The organism is Pseudoalteromonas luteoviolacea NCIMB 1944 (genome assembly GCF_001625565.1).
GTDB classification, from domain to species: domain Bacteria; phylum Pseudomonadota; class Gammaproteobacteria; order Enterobacterales; family Alteromonadaceae; genus Pseudoalteromonas; species Pseudoalteromonas luteoviolacea_F.
In genome coordinates, this window is record NZ_AUXS01000015.1 from 1 (window position 1) to 21473 (window position 21473).

Consider the following 21473-nt stretch of genomic DNA (forward strand, 5'->3'; position numbering starts at 1 on the left):
AGGTCAGGATCTTTACGGTGAGGCGGTGAATCTGCGTACCTCTACTGATGCAAATGGTACGTTTAACTTTACCGGCCTTCGCGCTTCTAACTCAGCAGGCTACACCATCACGCAAGGCGCTACAGATTATGTTGAAGGCCAAGATTATCTTGGTTCATCGGCTGATCAATTTGGATCACAAAGTGAAGTATCGGTAACTCTAGGCCAAGAAGAGCAAACAGCCAAAGAAGTTGTTTTTACTGAACAGCTTCATAACGATGCTCAAGTTTCCGGTAAAGTTTTTATTGATGCAAATAGCAATGGATTAATGGATGTTGATGAATTTGGATTAGCAGATGTGACGATCACGCTCGGTGGTGTTTCCGCATATGGTGAAGTGGTTGAGATTGAAACTAAAACCAGTAGCAATGGAGCATTTGTATTTGCCAACTTGGTAGCAAGTAATGAAGAAGGCTACACCGTAACACAAATACAACCAGAACTATTTAATGACGGCCATGAGTCACGTGATGGAGAGATCGTTTCAATAAATACCAACGACGTTTTCTCGGTATCATTATCTGCGAACCAAGAAGTCACTAATTTACACTTTGCAGAGTTGTACAAAGGTCGAATTGGGGGGGCAGTATTTGTCGATCGTAATATTGATGGGCAACTAGATAGTGGTGATGATGCTATCTCAAGTGTGGAAATTCAGCTCTCAGGTAAAAGTCATGCAGGTATTGATGTTAACTTCAAAACTGTAACTGATTCCGAGGGTCGTTTTGAATTTACCCAATTGCCGCAAAGCGATGCACAAGGTTATCAACTAGTCCAAATTCAACCAGCTAATTATGTCGATGATATCGATTATAAAAATGGTATTCAGATTGCGGATTCGGATCGCACAGATGTGATCAGTGGACTTGTATTAGAGCAAGGTGCAGGGCTAACGCTACAGAATTTCACAGAAGGCTTTGGTATTGCCATTAGTGGCCGCGTTTTTATTGATAGGACTGACTCGGGCCTATTCCCGAATAGTACGGAATTCGATGCAACAGACATTGCTATTGTTGGCTCTGAAATACGCTTAACTGGTGTTGATTATCAAGGCCACAGCATAGATCTTAGCGCGCCAACCAATGAACAGGGAGTGTATAGCTTTACTGATCTGCCGCCGAGCAATGAACTTGGCTATGTTGTAACTCAAACTCAGCAACCGCAATCATACCTAGATGGTCAAGAGTCTGCGCAGGGTATCGTCGTTACCAATTCAAAAGGAACAGACAGTATTTCAATCGGTCAGGTGCTTGAAGTTAAGCAATATGCAAACTTCGATTTTGCGGAGCTACCAAGGGCATCTATTGCAGGTGAAGTATGGGTGGATGCAGATGAAAATGGCTTACTTGAAGATGGGGAAACTCTGCGTATTGGTGGCGTGGAAGTTAGTTTAACCGGGACAACTTTAGACGGTGTCGCAGTCGAACGAAGTGTTTCCTCGAATGAGCAGGGCGTATACACCTTTGATTACTTATACCCAGGTACTTATCAAATTACCCAAAAACAGCCGAGTGCTTGGCTTGATGGTAAAGAGCAATTAGGCAATGCAGGTGGCGAGATCGGTGAGGATCAATTCACAGGTATATTGATTGCACTTGATCAGCATGCTACGGGGTACAACTTTGCTGAACGTGGCAGTGATTTAGCTGGTCGTGTATATGTAGATCTCAATGATGATGGTGTTCAAGACACATATGAGATGGGTCTACGCGATGTAAAGCTTACTATTTCAGGAGCTGATCTTGATGGCCAGCCTGTGAGTCGTGATATTTTCACAGATGCCTATGGACGTTATGAGTTTGAAGATCTGCCGCTAAGTGGTGTTGATGGATTCACTGTTACAGAATACCAGCCTGAAAATACACAAGATGGTCTAGATAGTGTTGGTAACATTGGCGGAGTATTGGGTGATGATCAGATATCTGCTATCCATATTGAGCGGCATGTAACCAAAGCACACTCATACAATTTTGGTGAGCAATTGATGGATCCTGCCAGTATCTCAGGCATGGTTTGGTTGGATAAAAACCATAACCGAGAGGAAGATGATAGCAACGGGCAAGGTGGTTGGATCGTAGAGCTATTACCAGATCCAATGACTGGTGAAGGAAATCCTTTAGATGCTGAACCTCTGGCGATTGTGGAATCCGATGGTAACGGTAAGTACACCTTTAATGGCTTACCAGTAGGTACTTATGAAGTACGTTTTAGGCATCCACAAGGTGGCGTAATTTACGGCCTTCCTGTTTCTGATGATCCAGATGCCAGCACTGAAAAAGGAACTATTTTAAATCTGCGTGTTAGCGCTGGTGAGCAAGTTGAAAATCAATCATTGCCAGTGGATCCATCAGGCGTGATTTACGATTCAGAGCTGAGAAAACCAATCAAGGGTGCGAAAATTAAGATCACTGGCCCGAGTGGTTTTGAGCCTGATCTGCATTTAGTTGGTGGCTCAGCCAATGTAGAGCAAACTACCAGCGATGATGGGTACTATCAATTCTTACTCTTTGCACAAGCCCCTGCTGGCGTGTATGAGCTCCATGTAACTGAGCCAAATGGTTATCAAAGTGGCGGATCGAAGCGTCTACCTGTGTGTACGAACACACTCAGAGTTGGTGCTCGAGAGTTACCAATTACGATTTTTGTTGAAGAAACTGTACCAACTTTGGATGCGCCCGAGCATATTGCCACTCAGTGTGCGAATCATTCAGATCAAGCGCTGCAAGATATGCATACTACTCAGTACTATCAGAGCTTCTACATTGAGCCTAAGTTACCGTCGGGCAATGTGGTAAACAACCATATTCCACTCGATGCATTTGGCGAAGATCTGGTGCATGTCAGTAAACAGGCGCTCAAGCAAGATGTTGTGATTGGCGAACTGGTGCCATATCGCATTAAAGTGACCAACCAATCAGATATGGAGCTGTCACCACTGGCATTTATTGATCAGCTTCCTGCCGGCCTTAAATATGTTGCGGGCAGTGCTAAAGTGGATGGCCTAGCTATAGAGCCTGAACAGCGCGGCAGGCAATTGCGCTGGGCTGGTAAATCTCTACAACCAGAACAGTCAGTGATGATCGAACTGATCGTTGTGGTGGGTACTGGTGTCAGCGAAGGTAAATATATCAATCAGGCTTGGGTCGAGTTTATAGGCGGTCTGTACCAAACGGGTACTGGCAACCGAATTTCAAATATTGGTGAAGCGACCGTTAGAGTTGTTCCAGATCCCATTTTCGATTGTAGCGATCTGATGGGTAAAGTATTTGATGATCATAATCGAAATGGAATTCAAGAAGCCGGAGAGTCTGGATTACCAGCAATTCGTTTAGCAACGGCGCAAGGTCTTTGGATCACGACGGATCAACATGGTCGCTATCATTTAGCGTGTGCGGATATTCCACATGCTGTTCGAGGTGGCAACTTTATTGTGAAACTGGATGAGCGTAGCTTACCTTCGGGATATCGTGTCATCAGTGAAAACCCACGAGTGGTGCGCTTAACACGCGGTAAATCACACCAACTTGACTTTGCCGCGAGTATCCATAAAGTAGCGCGCATCGAAATCACAGCTGAGTTATTTGACGGTGAGGCAATCATGCCTGAGTATCTGTCTCGTCTAACGCAGCTACTGAATGCACTAGATAAAACACCGACAGTTATTCGTATTGCATATCAACAATCTGAATTAGAGCAAACCACAGAAGCACAGCGTAAATCTCAATTGCTACTTGAATGGATCGAAACACAAGTGGCAGAGCGTGAGCTTCCAATCACTATTGAAACGGAAATGATCCCATTTTTTATTCCTGCTTTACCAGCCCACCAACAGCTAGGAGGAAGCGATGACTAATCGATTCTTACTGAGCAAAATATCGCTATTGTGTGCAGCGGCTTATACCTCTGTACCATCAATGAGCTATGCCTTTATCGACGCTGTTAATGACAGCAAAGTGACGTCTGCGGCAGGTAATACTGAACGGGTGATAGTGCAAAAGCACTTTGTGTTTAGCGGATTGGATGAACCCAAAGCCAAAACAGTCGAAATAGAGCGAACGGTTAAAGATGACAAGTCAGCTCAATTCGTAAAAGACTCTGCAATTCGCTTTGTTTCTGGTAAGCACTATTTAACGGGTACTACCAAGCTTGAAATGGATCGCATCATTGGCTTTTTGCAAGGCAAGCAAGATATTAAATTGCACTTTATAGGCCATGCTGACTCGCAAGGTCTCAGTGCCAATGCGCGTAAGATTTATAAAACTAACCAGGGTTTATCTGAGCACAGAGCTAATATTGTGGCGGATTATTTCCGTCAGCAGCTCAATCTTGAGCCTTCTTCAACAACAACGGAAGGTCGTTCCAATCGCGAGCCGGTAGCAAGCAATGCGACGTTAGCTGGTATGGCGAGAAACCGCCGAGTTGAAGTGATTGCTGTTTACACTGAAACACGCACGGTAAAAGATACACAAGTGATAGCACCGCCGCAGCGTCAAAAATTATGTGGTGATGTTACGGCAAACAAAGGGCCATTAAGTATCACGTTAGATGGCCAAGCTTTTATGGATGAAGATGTTGCCAACAATGCAGACGCTCAGCGTTGTGCGGATATCAATTTAGAGCGTTTCGAGCTACAGCTTAAATACGATCCGCTCAATATATTACCCAAATTGAATATACAACATGCACTGACAAAATCTGGTAATACCTTGATGCTACACCTAAAAGGCTACAGTAATTATCAGAGCTTTTTTGACTACGCAGAAGTGCAGATCCTTGCACCACACAGTGATAAAGTGCTGGCAAAAGTAGCACTTGATGACGCTTTGGAAGGTCGCTGGCGGCTACCTAGCAATATGCTGGGTATGAGTCTTAATTACCGCTTAAAAGTGTACAATAAGCAAGGTCGCTTTGATGAAACCAGTCTTGCGCAAGCTGACTTTAAACCACGCTATGCTGTCGATGACGACAAGCTCGAAGGGTATTTAATGGCTGGCTATGGCAAGTCAATGCTTGCCAAACAAAATATCAAAATTGCAGGTGGCGCATTGACCTTATATGGTGAGCAGGTCCCTGACCATCACCGCGTTTACTTTCTTGGAAGGGTGGTTGCGGTCAACCGTGAGCGCAAATTTGTTCACCAAGAAATCGTGCGCAGCGGTATTCACCGAGCAGAAGTTGCGGTATTAAATGCCGAAGGAGAAGGGCGATTAATTCATCGTGATCTCGAGTTGCCAAAAAGCGACTGGTTTTATGTGGCATTGGCCGATCTGACGATTGGGCAAAACAGCCATAATGGGCCAGTTGAGTTACTTAGTGCTGATCACAACCAAGATGGAAATGTTTTTGCTGAAGGACGTTTAAGTGGCTATATCACAGGTAAATGGCGTGATGAGTACAAGGTGACTGCGCGGATAGACACGCAAGAGCAGGGGCTGAACAAATTATTGTCTGGACTCCATGAAAAAGACCCAAAAAGTTTATTCCGTCGTCTTGAAGAAGAGCAACACCCCACAGAGTATGGCGATGACTCGACTGTAATTGATGATGCACCAAGCAATGGCAAAGTGTATTTAAAAGTCGAGAAATCTCAGTCTCATGTGTTATGGGGGAATTTTAATACCTCGTTCAATGATACCGAGCTGGCGCGTGTTGAACGTGGCTTGTATGGTTTACAGTTGCAATATATAACGGATGATCTTACCACAGCGGGCGATAACCAATCCCAGGTTCATGTATATGGTGCTGAGGCTGAAACGCTAGGTGCTTATGAGTCTCATCGTTCAACAGGTGGCTCTCTTTACTACCTGCAGAATCAAGATATTGTTCAAGGCTCTGAGCAAATCGCGGTTGAGGTCCGTGATAAAATTACCGGTTTAGTGTTAGTTAGGCGAGGGCTTATTGCAGGCCAAGATTACGATATTGATGCATTACAAGGTCGTGTGTTATTGAATCGACCCCTGTCTTCGTTCCAGCAGGATGATTTACTCGTGCGCACCGCAAGCTTGGACAGCAACCCTGTCTATTTGGTAGCGCAATATGAGTACACGCCGGGGCTCAATGGCTTAGATAACTTGACCTATGGTGCTCGTTTGAGCCATTGGCTAACTGATACAATACAAGTTGGTACTACGCTCAACCATCAAGAACAAGATTTGTTTGATGATCAACTCATTGCTGTGGATGCTACTTACCGGCCTAGTGATACGGCTTATATCAAAATTGAAGCTGCGCAAACGGAGGGTATTGGCAATACACTTAATTCGTTTACCGGTGGTATTGATTTTGAGCAGCAACAATCGAGTGAAATGGGCCAATCAGCAACGGGAAAAAGAATTGAAGCAGCATTTGAATTTTCTGATATTGGGTTGGATGAGCAAGGGCATGGCCAATTTTATTGGCAACAACTTGAGGCTGGGTTTAGCTCTACGGGCCAAATAAGCCAAGTCGATAGCCATTCAATTGGCACATTTTGGCAATGGCAAATCGAAGACGATCATGCCATTCAGCTCAAAGTGGATGAACAAAAAGCAGATAGTCAACAGCGGAGGCAGGCTGCTGAATTAGGGTATGTTTATCAATTGAACGACGATTGGCAAATTAGTAGCGCTGTACGTCAAGACAATAAAGAAAGCCTTGCAGAGCAAAATGAGGAGCTTCAAACGCCCCAACTTGATGATGGCGAGCGCATTGATGCAATCGTGCAGCTCAATTACGACGGCAGTGAAATGTGGCAGCCTTATGTTTATCTTCAAGGTACACTCGTAAGAGAGCAAAGTCGACTAGCAAACAACCGAGTTGGTATCGGCACAGAGGTGCTGTTGACAGACACGCTGGCTGTCAATTCAGAGCTATCGCATGGCAATCTCGGTGAAGCGGGCAAACTCGGGGTTGATTGGCAATACCAAGCGGGCAGCAATGCGTATGTTGAATACCGCGTAGACCCTGATGGCGGGGATTTATTCTCAACTGGAAGGCAAAAGAACTGGGTAACTGGCTCCAGACATAGATTTAATACTTCAACCAGTGTATATGCTGAGCAGATCTGGCAACAAGATAGTCGGCAAACTGGATTAACTCATGCGTATGGCATCGAACACGACTTTTTAGTTGGCTGGCAAGTTGGGCTTGGCTTTGAGCAAGGCGAACTTGAGAGCAGTAATGATATGATCGATCGGGATGTCACCACGTTTTCCTTGGGCTACCAAACAAATTCTTGGCAGTGGCGTAGTGCGCTAGAGTATCGTGAAGACAGTAACAGCACAGAAACCAGAACATCTTGGCTAGCTAGGCAGAACATCCATGCCAAACTCAGCGATGATTGGCGAGCGCAATTTCGAGTCGATTGGGCACAAAGTGATAGCTCTCGTGCTGAGAGTGAACCAGCTGGTGCACTCAACAGTGATTTTACTGAAGCACAGTTTGGCGTCGCTTATCGCCCAATATCTGCGAGCCCTTGGTCTGGAGTGGCCAGCTTTACTTATTTAGAAGACTTGGCTCCGGCATCACAGTTAAGCGGTATAGGTCTTGATAATACACCTCAACAGCGCAGTCGAGTTTGGGCGCTGGATGTGAATTACCAGCTGACACCGCGCTGGCGCATTGGTACTAAATTGGCGCAGCGGCAAGGTGAGCTGAGAATGGGCCGTGACACCGGGCAGTGGTTTGATTCAGCGGCGACACTTGGCGTATTGCGTGCTGACTATCATTTGATGCATCAATGGGATGCAACGCTTGAGTGGCGCTCATTGAGCGTTGATCTGGCTGAAGATAGCCGCTCAGGAGCCTTATTTGCGCTGCACCGGCATGTCGGAGAGCACATGAAAATCGGTGTTGGTTATAATTTTACTGACTTTTCTGATGATTTAACGGACTTAGACTACGACTCAAAAGGATGGTTTATCAACCTAGTTGGTAAGTTTTAAGTATTTACATTTTCTCCCAGAGCCCCAATAAGCTTAAAGTTAAATTATTGGGGCTCACCTCTTACTATTAAATTATGATGAGTCGGTGCTCTTTGGTTAGGCCATTAGTGTGTTTTGCGTTAGAATATAGCTATAACTCCTTTACACAGTGTTTGCATGCCAAAGCAGGATCCCTATCTCTCTCGAGAACAAGAAAAATACGATAATCCAGTTCCAAGTCGTGAGTTTATACTGGAAAAAATTAAAGCCAGTAGCAAAAAAACCAGCTTCAGTCAGCTCTGCCAAGCACTCAATGTGTTTGAAGAAGAGCGTCAGATTGCGTTTAAAAGGCGACTTCGGGCGATGGAGCGTGATGGTCAACTCCACTTCAATAAATTCAAATGCTACGTGATCCCTTGCGATGACGGTTTAGTCAAAGGCAAGGTAATTGGTCACCGTGATGGATTTGGTTTTTTGGAAGTTGAGGGAGAGAAAAAAGACTGGTTTATCACCAAACACCAGATGGATCGTGTGTTGCATGGAGACTGGGTGTTAGCTAAGGCTGCAAGCCGTGGCTCGGGCGGTAAAGTCGAAGCACGTATTGTACGAGTTTTAGAATCTGAACGTGCACCCATTATAGGTCGATATTTTGTTGAGCACGGCATGGCGGTAGTTGTACCGGAAGATCCACGTCTTACTCAAGATATTATTATTTTGCCCGGCAGTGAAAAAGGTGCGCGACACAATCAAATGGTGCAGGTTGAAATAACCCAGCGGCCAACGAAGCAAATGAATGCGGTTGGCAAGATCACTGATGTGATTGGCGACCATATGGCACCGGGTATGGAAATTGAAGTTGCGCTGCGCAATCACGATATACCGCATATTTGGCCGCAAGCGGTTGAGGATCAAGTGAGCAAACACGGCGAACACGTTGCAGAAAAAGACAAACAAGGCCGTATTGACCTTCGCAATTTACCGCTATTAACCATTGATGGTGAAGATGCGCGAGATTTTGACGATGCGGTTCACTGTGAACGTAAACGTTCGGGTGGTTGGCGACTTTGGGTTGCCATTGCTGATGTATCCCATTATGTAGAAAAAAATAGTCCGCTAGATAAAGAAGCTATTGAGCGTGGTAACTCGGTGTACTTCCCCGAGCAAGTTGTACCTATGTTACCCAAAGTGCTATCCAACGGGTTGTGTTCATTGAACCCAAAAGTCGATAGACTTTGCATGGTCGCGGAGATGACGGTTTCAGAAGCAGGACGACTGTCAGGCTATCGTTTTTACGAAGCTGTGATGAACTCCCATGCACGACTGACATATACAAAAGTACATGCAATTTTACAAGGTGATGAAAAGCTACGAGCAGAATATGCTGATGTAACGCCTCACCTGACAGAGCTTCACAACATGTATATGGCGCTTAAATCGGCGCGTCAAACACGTGGTGCCATTGAATTTGAGACACTGGAAACTCGTTTTGTATTCAATGCTTATCGTAAAATTGAATCAATAGTACCTGTTGTACGTAACGATGCGCATAAACTCATCGAAGAGTGTATGATTTTGGCAAATGTGTCGGCGGCAAGGTTACTTGAAAAACACGAAGCAAGTAGCTTATACCGTGTCCATGATGAGCCAGATCCTGAAAAGCTTAGCCACTTTAGGCAGTTCTTAAATGATCTGGGGATAGAGAGTCCAATTGGCCATGAGCCTACACCGCTTGAACTGACTGAGGCGCTAGCATCGCTAGGTCAACGTCCAGAGACTGAGCTTATCCAAACCATGTTACTGCGCTCTATGAAGCAAGCGGTATATCAACCAGATAATATTGGTCATTATGGCCTGGCGCTTAAAGCGTATGCTCACTTTACTTCACCTATCAGGCGTTATCCTGATCTGGTTGTGCATAGAGCAATCAAAGGGATCTTAGCTGAACAAGGGCAAAAAGTGTCTGGCGCGTATGTGTACGATGCGGATGAAGCCGATCAACTTGGTGAGCAGTGTTCGATGACCGAGCGCCGTGCTGATGACGCAACGCGAGAAGTGGCTGACTGGCTGAAGTGCGAATTTATGCAAGACCATGTCGGCAGTGAGTTCTCAGGTGTGATTTCATCAGTAACCAATTTTGGCTTGTTTGTTCGCCTTGATGAGTTGCAAATTGATGGCATGATCCACGTTAGCAATTTGGGTCACGAGTATTTCCATTTTGATGGTGCAAAGCACTGCTTAGTCGGAGAGCATAGTAAAACGGTATACCGTTTAGGCGACAAATTGAGTGTCGTCGTAGCATCAGTGAGCCTAGATGAGCGACGCATTAATTTGGTATTGGCGGATGAAGCCGAGCCTGATCGTTATGCAAGGCGTCGCAAAAAATCCAGCTCTGATGCAGAACCAGCTGCAAAAAGTAGTGTTCGCGCTCAGTTGAAAGCGGGTAAAATTCCAAAAGGAAAATCGGATAAACAAGACGACTCGCCAGATAAAGGCAGCAAACAGGCTAAAAAACGTAAAAAAACCACGCCGAAAGGGGTGTTGAAGAAGAGCAAAAAAGCGGGCGCATCAGGAAGTAAAAAAGCCGCTAAAAAAAGTACAGGAAAAAAAGCCACTAAGGCGAAAAGACCGGGTAAAAATGCCCGCAAGAGACAAAAAAATAGTGCCGGAGCATAGTTTTGAGTAATGAATTAATTTTTGGCTTTCACTCCATTGAAGCCATTTTAGCCAAAGAACCTGAACGCTTTTTAGAAATTTACGCATTGAAAGGTCGTGATGATAAGCGCTTGAGTGCGGTGGTCAATGAAGCGCGTAAGTATGGTATTTCAGTGCAGTTTATGCAGCGTAAAGCCCTAGATAACAAAGCAAAAGGCGAACAGCATCAAGGCATTATTGCCAACGTCAAAGCCCCGCGCACATTGAATGAAAACGATTTACAAGGGATCATTGATGCGAATGCAGCACCCTTTTTCTTGGTGCTAGATGGTGTCACAGATCCTCATAACTTAGGAGCATGCTTGCGTAGTGCTGATGCGGCAGGCGTGCACGCGGTTATCGTGCCAAAAGATAAGTCTGCCAAGCTGAATGGCACAGCACGCAAAGTGGCGTGTGGTGCAGCGGAAACGGTGCCACTTATTCAAGTAACAAACCTAGCGCGTACATTACGTGATATTAAAGACGCAGGTGTTTGGGTTGTTGGTACAGCAGGAGAGACAGACAATGAGATTTTCACATCTGATCTAAAGGGCCCTGTTGCGATAGTTATGGGAGCAGAGGGCGATGGTATGCGTCGCTTAACAAGAGAGCACTGCGACTTATTGGTGAAAATCCCAATGGTCGGCACTGTATCTAGCTTGAACGTGTCGGTTGCTACAGGCGTTTGCTTGTTTGAAGTGCTGCGTCAGCGCAATTTATAAGTTACTGTTAGAGACTTTACTTAACTAGTAAAGTCTCTAACTCTGCCAAATCGCCCACTCGATAAGTTGGTTGAATATCATCGGGACAAGTTTGACCATCATGTTGTAACCAGCAGCTGTCTATGCCAAATCTATTGGCACCCAATATGTCACTTTTTGGCGTATCTCCTACCATCAAAACATTTGCCTTATTAGGGTTACCTAACAGCTCTAAGGTGTGTTCAAATACTTGCGGATCGGGTTTAGCTACGCCAACTTGCTCAGAAATAACGACATGATCAAAAAAATGCTTAAATCCGGTATTGTTTAAACGCTTTTCTTGCAGCGCGCTAAATCCATTGGTGATGATGTTCAAAGAAGTTGTTGGATTGAGTGCCGATAATAAAGAGTGCGCGCCAGGTAAGGGCTTACATATGTCTGCCATGGCATTTAAAAAGCCAAGATTTAACAGCTCAGGTGAGACAGCCAGCTTTGTAGCCCAGGTATTAAAGCGAGTAATTTGAAGCGTTTGCGCATCAATTTTCCCTTCCTGATACTGAATCCACAAGGGCGCATTGAGTGTCTGATATTCATTGTAGTCTTGCTGACTAAATACCACATTATGTTGTTTGAACATGGTTTGTAAGCCGAGAAAAGCGTCAAAATGAAACAGGGTTTCATCGGCGTCAAAGATGATATGAGAATACTTCATCAATTATATAACTCTGAGTGAATAAAAGGAGCCATTGCCAAGGTGAGTGCCTGTGTGTATGAACTCTCTCTGGTGGCTAGATTATTTGTTAGTAAGCCAATCGCCCCGCCTTTTTGTTTGATATTGGTCGTGTTAAAAACTCGGTCCATGACATGGCCAAGCTCTTCACCTTGCTCAAGCGCATTATATATTTTCTCTGGCAGTGGGAGATTACAGCTTCTACTAACACTGGAGTGCTGATCATTGGCGATCACCACAAAGGCAAATGTCGCCGCACCGTAGTCAAACTTGGCGGCACCGCCTTCCATCGCGCAGTAAAAGTCCGCATCAAAATGTGCTTTGAGGTATTCGACTCTATTTTGAGCACCAAGACGTGTATCTAATTCACCCAGAGGTTGATCGGGCACGCCACTTGGTGCATGGCAGCCCTCACAGTGGATTTCCAGCTCCGGAAAGTACTGCTGAAAAATTGTTTTTGCGGCGTTAATTTTTACAGGGTTTTTTGAACCTACAAGTATTTTGAGCATAATAAATTTCACATCCCTCAAATTTGAGTCGTTAGTTTACTGAGGGAAAGTGAAATAAGGCAAATTTAAATATTTAGCTCCGTGGGCGCTAAGTTTTCATAGGCACGTTTTTTAATGAGAAGATCTTTTATGAGCGGGGTTAAGACCAGCTCCATTGCCAAGCCCATTTTACCGCCAGGCACAACCAATGTATTGACGCGAGACATAAAGCTGCCTTCTATCATTTGTAAATAATAGGGGAAGTTGACATCGTCAATGCCACGAAAACGGATCACTACAAAGCTTTCATCCAAAGACGGAATGTCTTTTGCGCTGAAAGGGTTCGACGTATCGACAGTTGGAACGCGCTGAAAATTAATATGTGTACGTGAAAACTGCGGTGTTATATGGTTTATATAATCATCCATACTGCGCACGATGGAGGTCATAACGGCTTCTCGTGAATGACCTCGTTCGTGGGTGTCGCGGATGAGTTTTTGGATCCATTCAAGGTTGATTATAGGCACCATGCCAATCAACAGGTCTACATGTTTGGCAACATTGTGTTCTTCAGTGACCACGCCGCCATGTAGGCCTTCATAAAACAGCACATCGGTGTTTTTTTCTAAATCTTGATACGGCGTAAATGTACCTGGAAGTTGGTTATAGGGGACGGCATCGTCGAATGTGTGTAAATACTTACGTATTCTACCATTACCTGTCTTTCCGTAACTTGCAAATAGCTCCTCCAATGCCTCGAAATCATTTGCCTGTTGCCCGAAGTAGCTCAAATGCTTACCTTCTTGTAAGGCCTCTCGTTTAAGTTTGTCCATTTCTGGACGAGTGTAGCGGTGGAAGCTATCTCCTTCAACAAGCGTGGCTTTGGCATCAAGACTACGAAATATATGTTTTATGGCGTTGGTAGTCGTAGTCGTCCCGGCGCCTGAACTTCCTGTAATGGCGATAATTGGGTGTTGTTGTGACATGGTAACCTCAATAAAAACGGAGTCTAATAGCGGCGGTTGGTTGAGCTGTTCACCTGTTTAGCCGCTCGCTGTTGCGCTGATATTGCGCTTGATTAAAGCTATGTGAAGCACAACTGCATTGTAGCCATCACCGCTGGAACATCTGAATTGATGTTACTGAAAGACGAGAATTTCGCAAGCGCTTTGCGAGTATACGATGTTGAGTGTGTGTAAAAAATTGAGGAGAACGTGATAAATTATTGGTTTTTGATTGGCTACTCGGTAAGATCAAAAATAAAAAAGGACGCATAATGTTTAAAGTCATGCTTGGCGCACTCTTTGCGTGCAGCCTAATGTCACAAGCTCATGCAGCTATGCCGAAGAGCCAAATTTGGTTAGCAAAAAGCCACGACAATGGAATTACCGTTAAACCACTGACAAGCGATGATGCCTATCATAACCAGCCATTGGTAAGTGCAGAGGGTGTCTATTATACAAAAGAGATCACCAGCGCAGAGCGCTCTCAGACTGATCTATTTTTGTATCGGTTTGCTGATAACTCTCATACCAATTTAACTAATACGCCTGAATCGGAATACTCACCAACCATTTATCCGCATAAAGATGGCGTGTCTGCGATTGTGGTTGAGCCGACTGGTAAGCAAAGATTGTGGTTTTACCCTGAAGAAGCGTCACAAAAACCCCAGCGTATTTTTGAGCACATTGAGCCTGTAGGCTACCATGCATGGGGCAATGATGATGATTTAATTATGTTTATTTTGGGAGAGCCTCACACATTACAATTCACTGATTTGTCTGGGCACCTACCTAAAGTTATTGCAAAAAACATTGGCCGTAGCCTTGCTTTTAATGCAAAAAGAGATGTGTATAGCTTTACATTTGTAGAACACGGTGAGCAGTGGTTCGCTACATATTCAAACCAGTTAGGTTCGGTAAAGAAACATTTTCAACTACCAAGTAGCGTAAAAGACTATACTTGGCTCGATAGCGATACACTTGCATATGCTATTGATAATAAAGTATTTACAAGGAACATAGATGCGCCAAAATCGGTAAAGTTATGGCGCAATTTTGAAGGTTATTGCAAAGCAAATATTACCCGACTAAGCTTCCATGAAGAAACTTTGGCTTTTGTCTGCGATCGATAATCTTGATATTTAGTCGTTTACAGTAGAGCTGTGGCGCATATTATTTTTTATTATTTTATAGGGTCAACATGATAGTTTTAGTAACAGGTGGTGCGGGGTATATTGGTTCGCATACGGTAGTTGAGTTACTCAATAAAGGTGATGAAGTGGTTGTGGTTGATAACCTAGCTAATTCTTCTGCCCTTGCATTGGATAGAGTTAAAAGGATTACAGGCAAAGATGTTACTTTCTACAAAGGAAGTATTTTAGATCGTGTTTTTTTAGACTCCGTATTTGCAAAACATACTATTGATCAAGTAATTCATTTTGCCGGTCTAAAGGCTGTTGGTGAGTCTGTTCAACAACCTATTGAGTATTACCAAACGAATGTACAAGGCACCTTGACGCTGCTGGATGCCATGCGTGATGCGAATGTATTTAAATTGGTATTTAGCTCGTCTGCCACTGTTTATGGTGATCCGCATAGTTTACCGATCCGTGAAGACTTTCCTGTTGGCGGCACGACAAATCCATATGGTAGCTCTAAGCTAATGGTTGAAATGATGTTACAGGATCTTGCAAAATCTGATGAACGTTGGGCTTTCGCGATATTGCGCTATTTTAATCCAGTTGGTGCCCATGAGTCTGGTTTGATTGGCGAAGATCCCAATGGTATTCCAAATAACTTGTTGCCGTATATCACACAGGTTGCGGTAGGGAAGTTGGAGCGCTTAGGGGTGTTTGGTGATGATTATGACACCCATGATGGCACAGGCGTACGTGATTATATTCATGTAGTTGATCTGGCTTTGGGTCACTTAAAATCCCTAGATCGACTCGCACAATTTAATGGTGTGCATATATACAATTTAGGCACAGGCAATGGATACTCTGTATTGGATATGGTAAAAGCGTTTGAGTCAGCATCAAACAGAGCCATTCCCTTTGACATAAAACCACGTCGTTCTGGGGATATATCTGCTTGTTATGCCGCACCAGAAAAAGCCTTGCAAGAACTTAACTGGAAGGCTGAAAGGGGCATCGACAGTATGATGAAAGATTCGTGGCATTGGCAAAATAATAACCCAGAAGGATACCAAGCGTAGTTGAGTGCATTGGTGTTTAAAGATTAACAATCCTGATGATGAATGATACTTCTTAATTGATTAGTGAAGTGCGCAGGTAATATGAATTTCAAAGGCTTCTGATGAAAAAACAAGCAGAAGCCTTTTGTTTGACTTAAAAAAATAGGGTTGTTACATTCCTTTAAATGAAAATATTCATTAAAGGAAATCAGCAAATGAAACTTCAAAAGAAAGAATTGAAGCAGCTATCGTCAAAAGACGTTAAAGTAATTGCTGGTGGAACTTCAGTTAGTAAGGCGCCGCCTCAGCAAATGGCGAGGATGATGCATTTACAGCAAGGATGATGCTTTTACAGCAAGGATGATAACACTTTAAAGAAGGGTACAGGCTAATATGAATGAAATTCTTGCCTATGTTGATTGGGTATTTAGAGCATTGTTTTTATTGGTTGTTCTCTTTTTAATGGTCATTTTCTGGGAGAGAAAGTTCAGCCTTTTTTTTGGTGGTAAAAGTAGTTTAAGAACTAAAGCCGATCATACACTCCACTCTTGTTTCCTTACCGCACTTTGCACTGTGGTGTTTTTTATCATCGGCAATATACTTTCCGACCACATAATAACTTTACCTATGGAAAAGATTGCACTGCGTCGATTATTTTACTTTTTAGGTATGGTTAATTTAACCTTTTTCTTTGTTTCTTTATTTTTACTTCATGCTATCAGGCAATGTGGGTTTTCGAATATTGCAAGGACAGTATCCTATCTAATGTTTATTGAACTGTCCTTGTATTTTATTCAGCTGGTAGTACGTGGGTACTTAGATATTAGTTACAGTTTATTGAATTCATTCGTTGCTGCATCTTTTTTCATATGTAATATCAGTGCGTTTATTATATTAATAAGCTATCCAACTAAATTATTCCTAGATAAAAAGCATTTTGATTTAGGTAATAGATGACCTCTCAGTGCATTGGTATACATGTTTTTTTATATTTATCTATTCTCTGATTTAGTCACCCCCTTACAAAAGCTGCTGCAATCTATTACTCCTTTTTCAAACTCATTAAATTAAAGGGGTGTAGGTTTTTTTACTTAAATTCAAGGTGTTTTATGTGGCCTGATACGTTGGCTTTTTATTATGGGTTGTTTAGCTGGGAAGGTGACTTTGTATTTTAAATGATGGGGTTTTTATTTTATTTTTCTTTTTATGTTGGTTTTAATAAGGGCTTTTACTTATTTGGAGATTAAAACTTAAGGGCCCATGTTTTAACTGCTAAGCGAAGTCAGCATGGAGAAAGGTGGTACTGACTTTGGTGGTGAACTTCCAAGACCTGTACGTTGATTTTTATTTCGAAATCGAAAATTAGCACTATCTCTGTTTTGCTTGTGCACACCCTACAAATATACAGTGTGTCAGGGACTTATGCTGCCGCTACAGATCCTATACTTTCCTTTTTTCTGATTGATGGCTTTTTACTGAATGTTTTACTTTCATTGTGTATAATCTTGCCATTAAACTTTACTCTAACTCGACATTTGTATCGAGTTTCACCGCTTGTAGTCTTGCGTTTTTCTATTGCGTTAAATGCCATTCGAAGCTCTCCTTAAAGGGTTCCCGTCCGACTATTTGGGGGAACCGGTGGGGGCACTCTATGTCGAAAAATAGGCTCAAACAAGCGTAAATCAGGTAAAATTGTCATTATGAAAAGTACTGATAAATCAGGCGTTAGCCCAGTCAATACCAGTGATTCAGCGTTTAGACGCTTCTCCGTTGCACCTATGCTAGATTGGACAGATAGGCATTGTCGCACTTTTCACCGTAAGCTAAGTAAGCATGCGGTGTTATATACAGAAATGATCACAACGGGTGCAATTATTTTTGGTAAAGGTGATTATCTGGCATTTGGTGATCATGAAATGCCAGTAGCGTTGCAACTTGGCGGATCCGATCCAAAAGCTTTGGCTGAGTGTGCTAGGCGTGCTCAAGAGTATGGATATAACGAAGTGAATCTGAATGTTGGTTGCCCATCTGATAGAGTGCAAAATGGACGTTTTGGTGCATGTTTGATGGCTGAGCCAAATTTGGTTGCTGAATGTGTTGCAGCGATGAAGGCGGAAGTGTCGATACCCGTGACAGTTAAAACTCGTATCGGAATTGATGAGCATGACTCTTATGAGTTTTTAACCAATTTGATTGAGGCATCTCATCAGGTTGGGTGTGACGATTTTATTATCCATGCGCGAAAAGCGTGGCTTCAAGGCTTGAGTCCAAAAGAAAACAGGGAGATCCCACCACTGGATTATCCGCGTGTCTATCAACTCAAGCAAGACTATCCACATCTACATGTGAGTATCAACGGAGGTGTAAAAACACTGGATGAGTGTTTGCATCACTTAGATCATATAGATGGAGTGATGATAGGAAGAGAGGCCTATAGCAACCCATTTTTGCTATCTCAAATAGATGAAAAGCTCTATGGGGATGCACCATTTACTCAAACAAGACATGAAGTTGTCCGCAGCATGTATGACTATTTCGAGCAGGAAATGACTCGTGGTGCAAATTTCTGGCATATCGCAAGGCATATGCTAGGTATTTTCCAGAATCAGCCTGGTGCACGCGGCTTTAGACGTCACCTATCTGAAAATGGACATAAAAAAGAAGCGGATATCAGAGTTATGGAAAAAGCGCTGACGTTCGTTCCTGAACACAAATAAATGGCTGTGGCCAAAAAGACTATTTTTTGGCCTTTTCAACTACAATTTAATAATCCACATTTTTTCTCCCTTCTGCTTTTTATACTAATCATCTGATAATTAAACGATTTTATCATTGGCATAAAGATTGGAATGTTAAAGTCACTATATGTTACTAAGGAACATGTTATGGCTTTAATCGACCGCATAGAAGATTTAATCAAAACAGAAATAAACACTTTATTGGGGAAATCAGCGCTCTGTGCTAGTTCGGGATCACACGTGAAGACGAACGTGTCGAGAATTCAATCCCTTATTGCACAGTTAAAAGTCGAAGAATCGGTTGTTCGCCGGCAAATCGCAAGTTATGAAAAAGCAATAAATGACTGGTATGAAAAAGCGCAATTTGCGTTAGAGAAGGGGCGGGAAGATCTAGCTAAAGCGGCTTTGCGTGAAAAGCTAGCATGCGAAAATAAAGTACAGCAAGTGCAGCAGTATGCACAGCAGCTATCAAATTCCCTCAGCGAGCTTGAAAATGAATACGCTGTATTGCATTCACGCACTGAGTCTTCTCAAGTAAAAATGAATCGATCAATTCGAGAAGAGTGTCTGTCAGCAAGACTGAAGTTAAAGCAGGCTTTGCACAGCCCCGTGGTACGAGACTTGGCGTCTCACATAACGAATTGGGAAAACAGATTACTAAAAACAGAGGACAATGTGTCAAAAGGAGTGCAATTCGAAGATGGGCAGACAAAGAAAGTAAAATTTGAGTTCAACAACCTGCTGAAACAAGAGCAAGTTTCTTCTATGTTGCAGGCGCTGAAAAATAAGGCTGCCTCTACATCGACAAATAAAACTTTGTCAAATTAAGGAGCCAATATTATGTATTCAGACAGAGTTAGAGATTTAAAGCATCAAGCTGCACAAAAGAAAATCGCTGGTGTTTGTGTTCAGTTAGGAAAGCACTTCGATTTACCTGTATGGCTGGTCAGGTTACTGGTTGTACTACTGGCACTCAAATTTACTTGGCCATGCATCATAGGATATGGCATTGGGTGGTTATGTATGTCAAACAAGAAGTAGGGGGTGTGATGAAGTTTATGGCAATTGTTATAAGTTCCTTGCTGATTTTACTGCTATTTTCATGGCTATCCATTCCTTTGACAACTCTAGGGTTATCAGAGCTATTTCAAGGGCTTGGGTGGGTTGGAATTGAGCTATTTGGCTTTTTGCTGTTAATGATAGTGGGATTTGCGATTGTGGCGTTACTCAGTGTAGGAATACTGGGTGTTGGGTTAGTTGTGCTCATTGGGCTAGTATTGGCGTTTTTATTTAACTCCGCCATGATTGCAATTCCACTTTTCTTATTGGTTACATTAGCTTGGCTAGTGTTTGAAAAAAGTGCTGAACACTGATTGATTAAGGGGAATACGAATATAATTTACTGTGAATTCAGTATTCAAGCGCTGTATAATCAAGGCGTCTAATACTGTTTTAATCAGAATTAAGGAATCCAGCTATGCGCAAAGCTTTTGCATTTGTATCACTTTTGTCGTTTTCTTGCTTAGGGGTCGCTCACAATCATCAACATGATGGGCATGAACACCACCATCATGCAACACAAGATTCAGCAAACCTTCAGGTATCACAAGCAAAAATTCGAGCTTTTCTACCGGCTGCAAAGTCAACTGCGGGTTACATGACGGTATTCAATAACTCAGACAAGCCGATCACGATTGTCAGTGCAAAAATAGAAGGCCTGGGGCGCGTCGAAATTCACGAGCATATTCACAGTAATGGAATGATGAAAATGCAGCCTGTTAAAGCACTTTTAGTACCAGCGAAGCAGCGCATTGAGTTTAAGCCAGGAGGGCATCATTTAATGGGGTTTGATCCAAAAGTTAAGTTAAAAGTAGGCGAAACCCGCAAACTCACACTATATTTTTCTGATGGTGAGAAAGTTGAAAATGAAATTAAAGTTGTTTCGTTAAAGGATGCATTTTCAAGTGAGTCACACCATCATCATCATTAGGAGTTAGGATGAAAGAATACAAGGGCAAGGTATTTGCCGCGTTGTCAGGTGTGCTGATTTTAGGTTATGTGTTGGCAGTATATTGGAGCTTTGAACCTGATCAATTTGATGTTGTAGAGCGCGCCAAGCTACGTGCTGATGCTCAAGGGGCAACCTTAGTGACGGGATATGTTACTAGTAATACATTGGTTGAAGTGATGCAGACACTGTTAGACAAACCGGGTGGGTACCTATCTAATGATGTACTACCTCCAAGCGTATTAATGGATAATATGCCCGCTTGGGAGTTTGGTGTTTTAGAGATGTCTAGAGATTTGGCGCTGTCAATGCGAAAAGATTTCAGTCGCTCGCAATCACAATCGACGGAACACCCGAGTTTAAAAAAAGCGCAACCGAAATTTAATATTAGTTCTACGGCCTGGATATTGCCCAGTGCGGAGAGTGAGTATCAAGCTGGTATTAATTATTTACATGAATACCAAACGCAAATTTCAAATCAAGCGCAGGTAGATAGCCAGTTTTATGCCCGGGCTGACAATTTAAGAGGGTGGCTCAAAGAAGCCGAAAAACGTCTAGGTAGTTTAAGTCAACGACTTAGTGCGAGTGTCGGACAAGAAAGAATCAATACCGATTTGGCTGGTGAGTCAACGGCTGTGCAAGCGACAGCAGGTGCCCAACAGTCTATGGTAAAAACGTCATGGTGGAAAATAGACGATGTTTTCTACGAGTCACGCGGTGCGACCTGGGCATTAATACACTTTTTAAAAGCAGTAGAGCATGACTTTTCTGATGTGTTAGAAAAGAAAAATGCCAAAGTGAGCTTGCAACAGATTATCAGGGAGCTTGAAGCCACACAGGAAACTGTTTGGAGCCCGGTAATTTTAAATGGCAGCGGTTTTGGATTTGTGGCCAATCACTCTTTGGTGATGGCAAATTATATTTCTAGAGCAAATGCAGCTCTTATAGAACTCAGTGAACTTTTAGCGCAAGGATAAAA

The 21473-nt window shown here is 43.1% G+C and carries 17 protein-coding genes; 14 read left to right on the top strand and 3 right to left on the bottom strand.

The window, feature by feature from the left end; translation table 11 throughout:
* The 4 genes from N483_RS03345 to rlmB form a co-directional block, all read left to right on the top strand.
* Nucleotides 1-3892 (top strand): SdrD B-like domain-containing protein (locus N483_RS03345; RefSeq protein WP_196764398.1); only part of this gene is annotated, 3892 nt, incomplete at its 5' end.
* Nucleotides 3885-7961: an OmpA family protein gene (locus N483_RS03350; RefSeq protein WP_023400760.1), complete on the top strand. Its 4077-nt coding sequence runs from the start codon at nucleotides 3885-3887 to the stop codon at nucleotides 7959-7961. The genes N483_RS03345 and N483_RS03350, both read left to right, overlap by 8 nt.
* Nucleotides 7962-8117: 156 nt before the next feature.
* Nucleotides 8118-10613 (top strand): ribonuclease R, encoded by a 2496-nt coding sequence (rnr, locus tag N483_RS03355; RefSeq protein WP_023400759.1) that lies wholly within the window; start codon nucleotides 8118-8120, stop codon nucleotides 10611-10613.
* A gap of 2 nt (nucleotides 10614-10615) precedes the next feature.
* Nucleotides 10616-11353, top strand: coding sequence for a 23S rRNA (guanosine(2251)-2'-O)-methyltransferase RlmB (rlmB, locus tag N483_RS03360; protein WP_023400758.1), 738 nt, complete (start codon nucleotides 10616-10618; stop codon nucleotides 11351-11353).
* A 16-nt stretch (nucleotides 11354-11369) separates the two neighbouring features.
* On the opposite strand, the gene yjjG is transcribed toward rlmB, so the two are convergent.
* From yjjG to N483_RS03375, 3 genes are all read right to left on the bottom strand, one after another.
* A complete protein-coding gene (gene yjjG / locus N483_RS03365; RefSeq protein WP_023400757.1) occupies nucleotides 11370-12044 on the bottom strand; it encodes a pyrimidine 5'-nucleotidase in 675 nt (224 codons plus the stop codon).
* Nucleotides 12044-12571, bottom strand: coding sequence for an inosine/xanthosine triphosphatase (gene yjjX, locus N483_RS03370; RefSeq protein WP_023400756.1), 528 nt, complete (start codon nucleotides 12569-12571; stop codon nucleotides 12044-12046). The genes yjjG and yjjX overlap by 1 nt, the downstream gene beginning before the upstream one ends.
* Before the next feature lie 65 nt (nucleotides 12572-12636).
* Entirely contained in the window at nucleotides 12637-13536 is a 900-nt protein-coding gene (locus N483_RS03375; protein ID WP_023400755.1) for a phosphoribulokinase, read from the bottom strand.
* A gap of 290 nt (nucleotides 13537-13826) precedes the next feature.
* Between N483_RS03375 and N483_RS03380 the strand changes: the two genes are divergently transcribed.
* The 10 genes from N483_RS03380 (at nucleotide 13827) to N483_RS03420 (ending at nucleotide 21471) form a co-directional block, all read left to right on the top strand.
* Nucleotides 13827-14684: a hypothetical protein gene (locus N483_RS03380; RefSeq protein WP_023400754.1), complete on the top strand. Its 858-nt coding sequence runs from the start codon at nucleotides 13827-13829 to the stop codon at nucleotides 14682-14684.
* Between the two features lie 68 nt (nucleotides 14685-14752).
* Nucleotides 14753-15769, top strand: a complete 1017-nt coding sequence (galE, locus tag N483_RS03385) for a UDP-glucose 4-epimerase GalE (RefSeq protein ID WP_023400753.1) — start codon at nucleotides 14753-14755, stop codon at nucleotides 15767-15769.
* A gap of 194 nt (nucleotides 15770-15963) precedes the next feature.
* Entirely contained in the window at nucleotides 15964-16092 is a 129-nt protein-coding gene (locus N483_RS27585) for a hypothetical protein (protein ID WP_023400752.1), read from the top strand.
* A 49-nt stretch (nucleotides 16093-16141) separates the two neighbouring features.
* Nucleotides 16142-16705 carry a hypothetical protein gene (locus tag N483_RS03390; protein WP_023400751.1) on the top strand — a complete coding sequence of 188 codons (564 nt, stop codon included), beginning with the start codon at nucleotides 16142-16144 and terminating at the stop codon, nucleotides 16703-16705.
* Between the two features lie 743 nt (nucleotides 16706-17448).
* Entirely contained in the window at nucleotides 17449-18465 is a 1017-nt protein-coding gene (dusA, locus tag N483_RS03395; RefSeq protein WP_023400749.1) for a tRNA dihydrouridine(20/20a) synthase DusA, read from the top strand.
* Nucleotides 18466-18633: 168 nt separating this feature from the next.
* On the top strand, nucleotides 18634-19314 hold the full coding sequence (locus N483_RS03400) for a PspA/IM30 family protein (RefSeq protein WP_023400748.1): 681 nt from the start codon (nucleotides 18634-18636) through the stop codon (nucleotides 19312-19314).
* 12 nt (nucleotides 19315-19326) lie between these two features.
* Nucleotides 19327-19527: a PspC domain-containing protein gene (locus tag N483_RS03405; protein ID WP_023400747.1), complete on the top strand. Its 201-nt coding sequence runs from the start codon at nucleotides 19327-19329 to the stop codon at nucleotides 19525-19527.
* Nucleotides 19528-19535: 8 nt separating this feature from the next.
* Nucleotides 19536-19859: a hypothetical protein gene (locus N483_RS03410; RefSeq protein ID WP_036976860.1), complete on the top strand. Its 324-nt coding sequence runs from the start codon at nucleotides 19536-19538 to the stop codon at nucleotides 19857-19859.
* Between the two features lie 104 nt (nucleotides 19860-19963).
* On the top strand, nucleotides 19964-20476 hold the full coding sequence (locus N483_RS03415; protein WP_023400745.1) for a copper chaperone PCu(A)C: 513 nt from the start codon (nucleotides 19964-19966) through the stop codon (nucleotides 20474-20476).
* A gap of 8 nt (nucleotides 20477-20484) precedes the next feature.
* The gene (locus tag N483_RS03420; protein ID WP_023400744.1) at nucleotides 20485-21471 is read left to right on the top strand and encodes a DUF2333 family protein; all 987 of its coding nucleotides are present in this window, start codon (nucleotides 20485-20487) and stop codon (nucleotides 21469-21471) included.
* Nucleotides 21472-21473 lie beyond the last annotated feature (2 nt).

Coding starts and splice junctions, on each gene's coding strand:
- yjjX (WP_023400756.1), bottom strand. CDS start 12,571: ATGCTCAAAATACTTGTAGGTTCAAAAAACCCTGTAAAAATTAACGCC.
- yjjG (WP_023400757.1), bottom strand. CDS start 12,044: ATGAAGTATTCTCATATCATCTTTGACGCCGATGAAACCCTGTTTCAT.
- N483_RS03380 (WP_023400754.1), top strand. CDS start 13,827: ATGTTTAAAGTCATGCTTGGCGCACTCTTTGCGTGCAGCCTAATGTCA.
- N483_RS03400 (WP_023400748.1), top strand. CDS start 18,634: ATGGCTTTAATCGACCGCATAGAAGATTTAATCAAAACAGAAATAAAC.
- N483_RS03350 (WP_023400760.1), top strand. CDS start 3,885: ATGACTAATCGATTCTTACTGAGCAAAATATCGCTATTGTGTGCAGCG.
- N483_RS03420 (WP_023400744.1), top strand. CDS start 20,485: ATGAAAGAATACAAGGGCAAGGTATTTGCCGCGTTGTCAGGTGTGCTG.
- galE (WP_023400753.1), top strand. CDS start 14,753: ATGATAGTTTTAGTAACAGGTGGTGCGGGGTATATTGGTTCGCATACG.
- dusA (WP_023400749.1), top strand. CDS start 17,449: ATGAAAAGTACTGATAAATCAGGCGTTAGCCCAGTCAATACCAGTGAT.
- N483_RS03405 (WP_023400747.1), top strand. CDS start 19,327: ATGTATTCAGACAGAGTTAGAGATTTAAAGCATCAAGCTGCACAAAAG.
- N483_RS27585 (WP_023400752.1), top strand. CDS start 15,964: ATGAAACTTCAAAAGAAAGAATTGAAGCAGCTATCGTCAAAAGACGTT.
- N483_RS03390 (WP_023400751.1), top strand. CDS start 16,142: ATGAATGAAATTCTTGCCTATGTTGATTGGGTATTTAGAGCATTGTTT.
- N483_RS03375 (WP_023400755.1), bottom strand. CDS start 13,536: ATGTCACAACAACACCCAATTATCGCCATTACAGGAAGTTCAGGCGCC.
- N483_RS03410 (WP_036976860.1), top strand. CDS start 19,536: ATGAAGTTTATGGCAATTGTTATAAGTTCCTTGCTGATTTTACTGCTA.
- N483_RS03415 (WP_023400745.1), top strand. CDS start 19,964: ATGCGCAAAGCTTTTGCATTTGTATCACTTTTGTCGTTTTCTTGCTTA.
- rnr (WP_023400759.1), top strand. CDS start 8,118: ATGCCAAAGCAGGATCCCTATCTCTCTCGAGAACAAGAAAAATACGAT.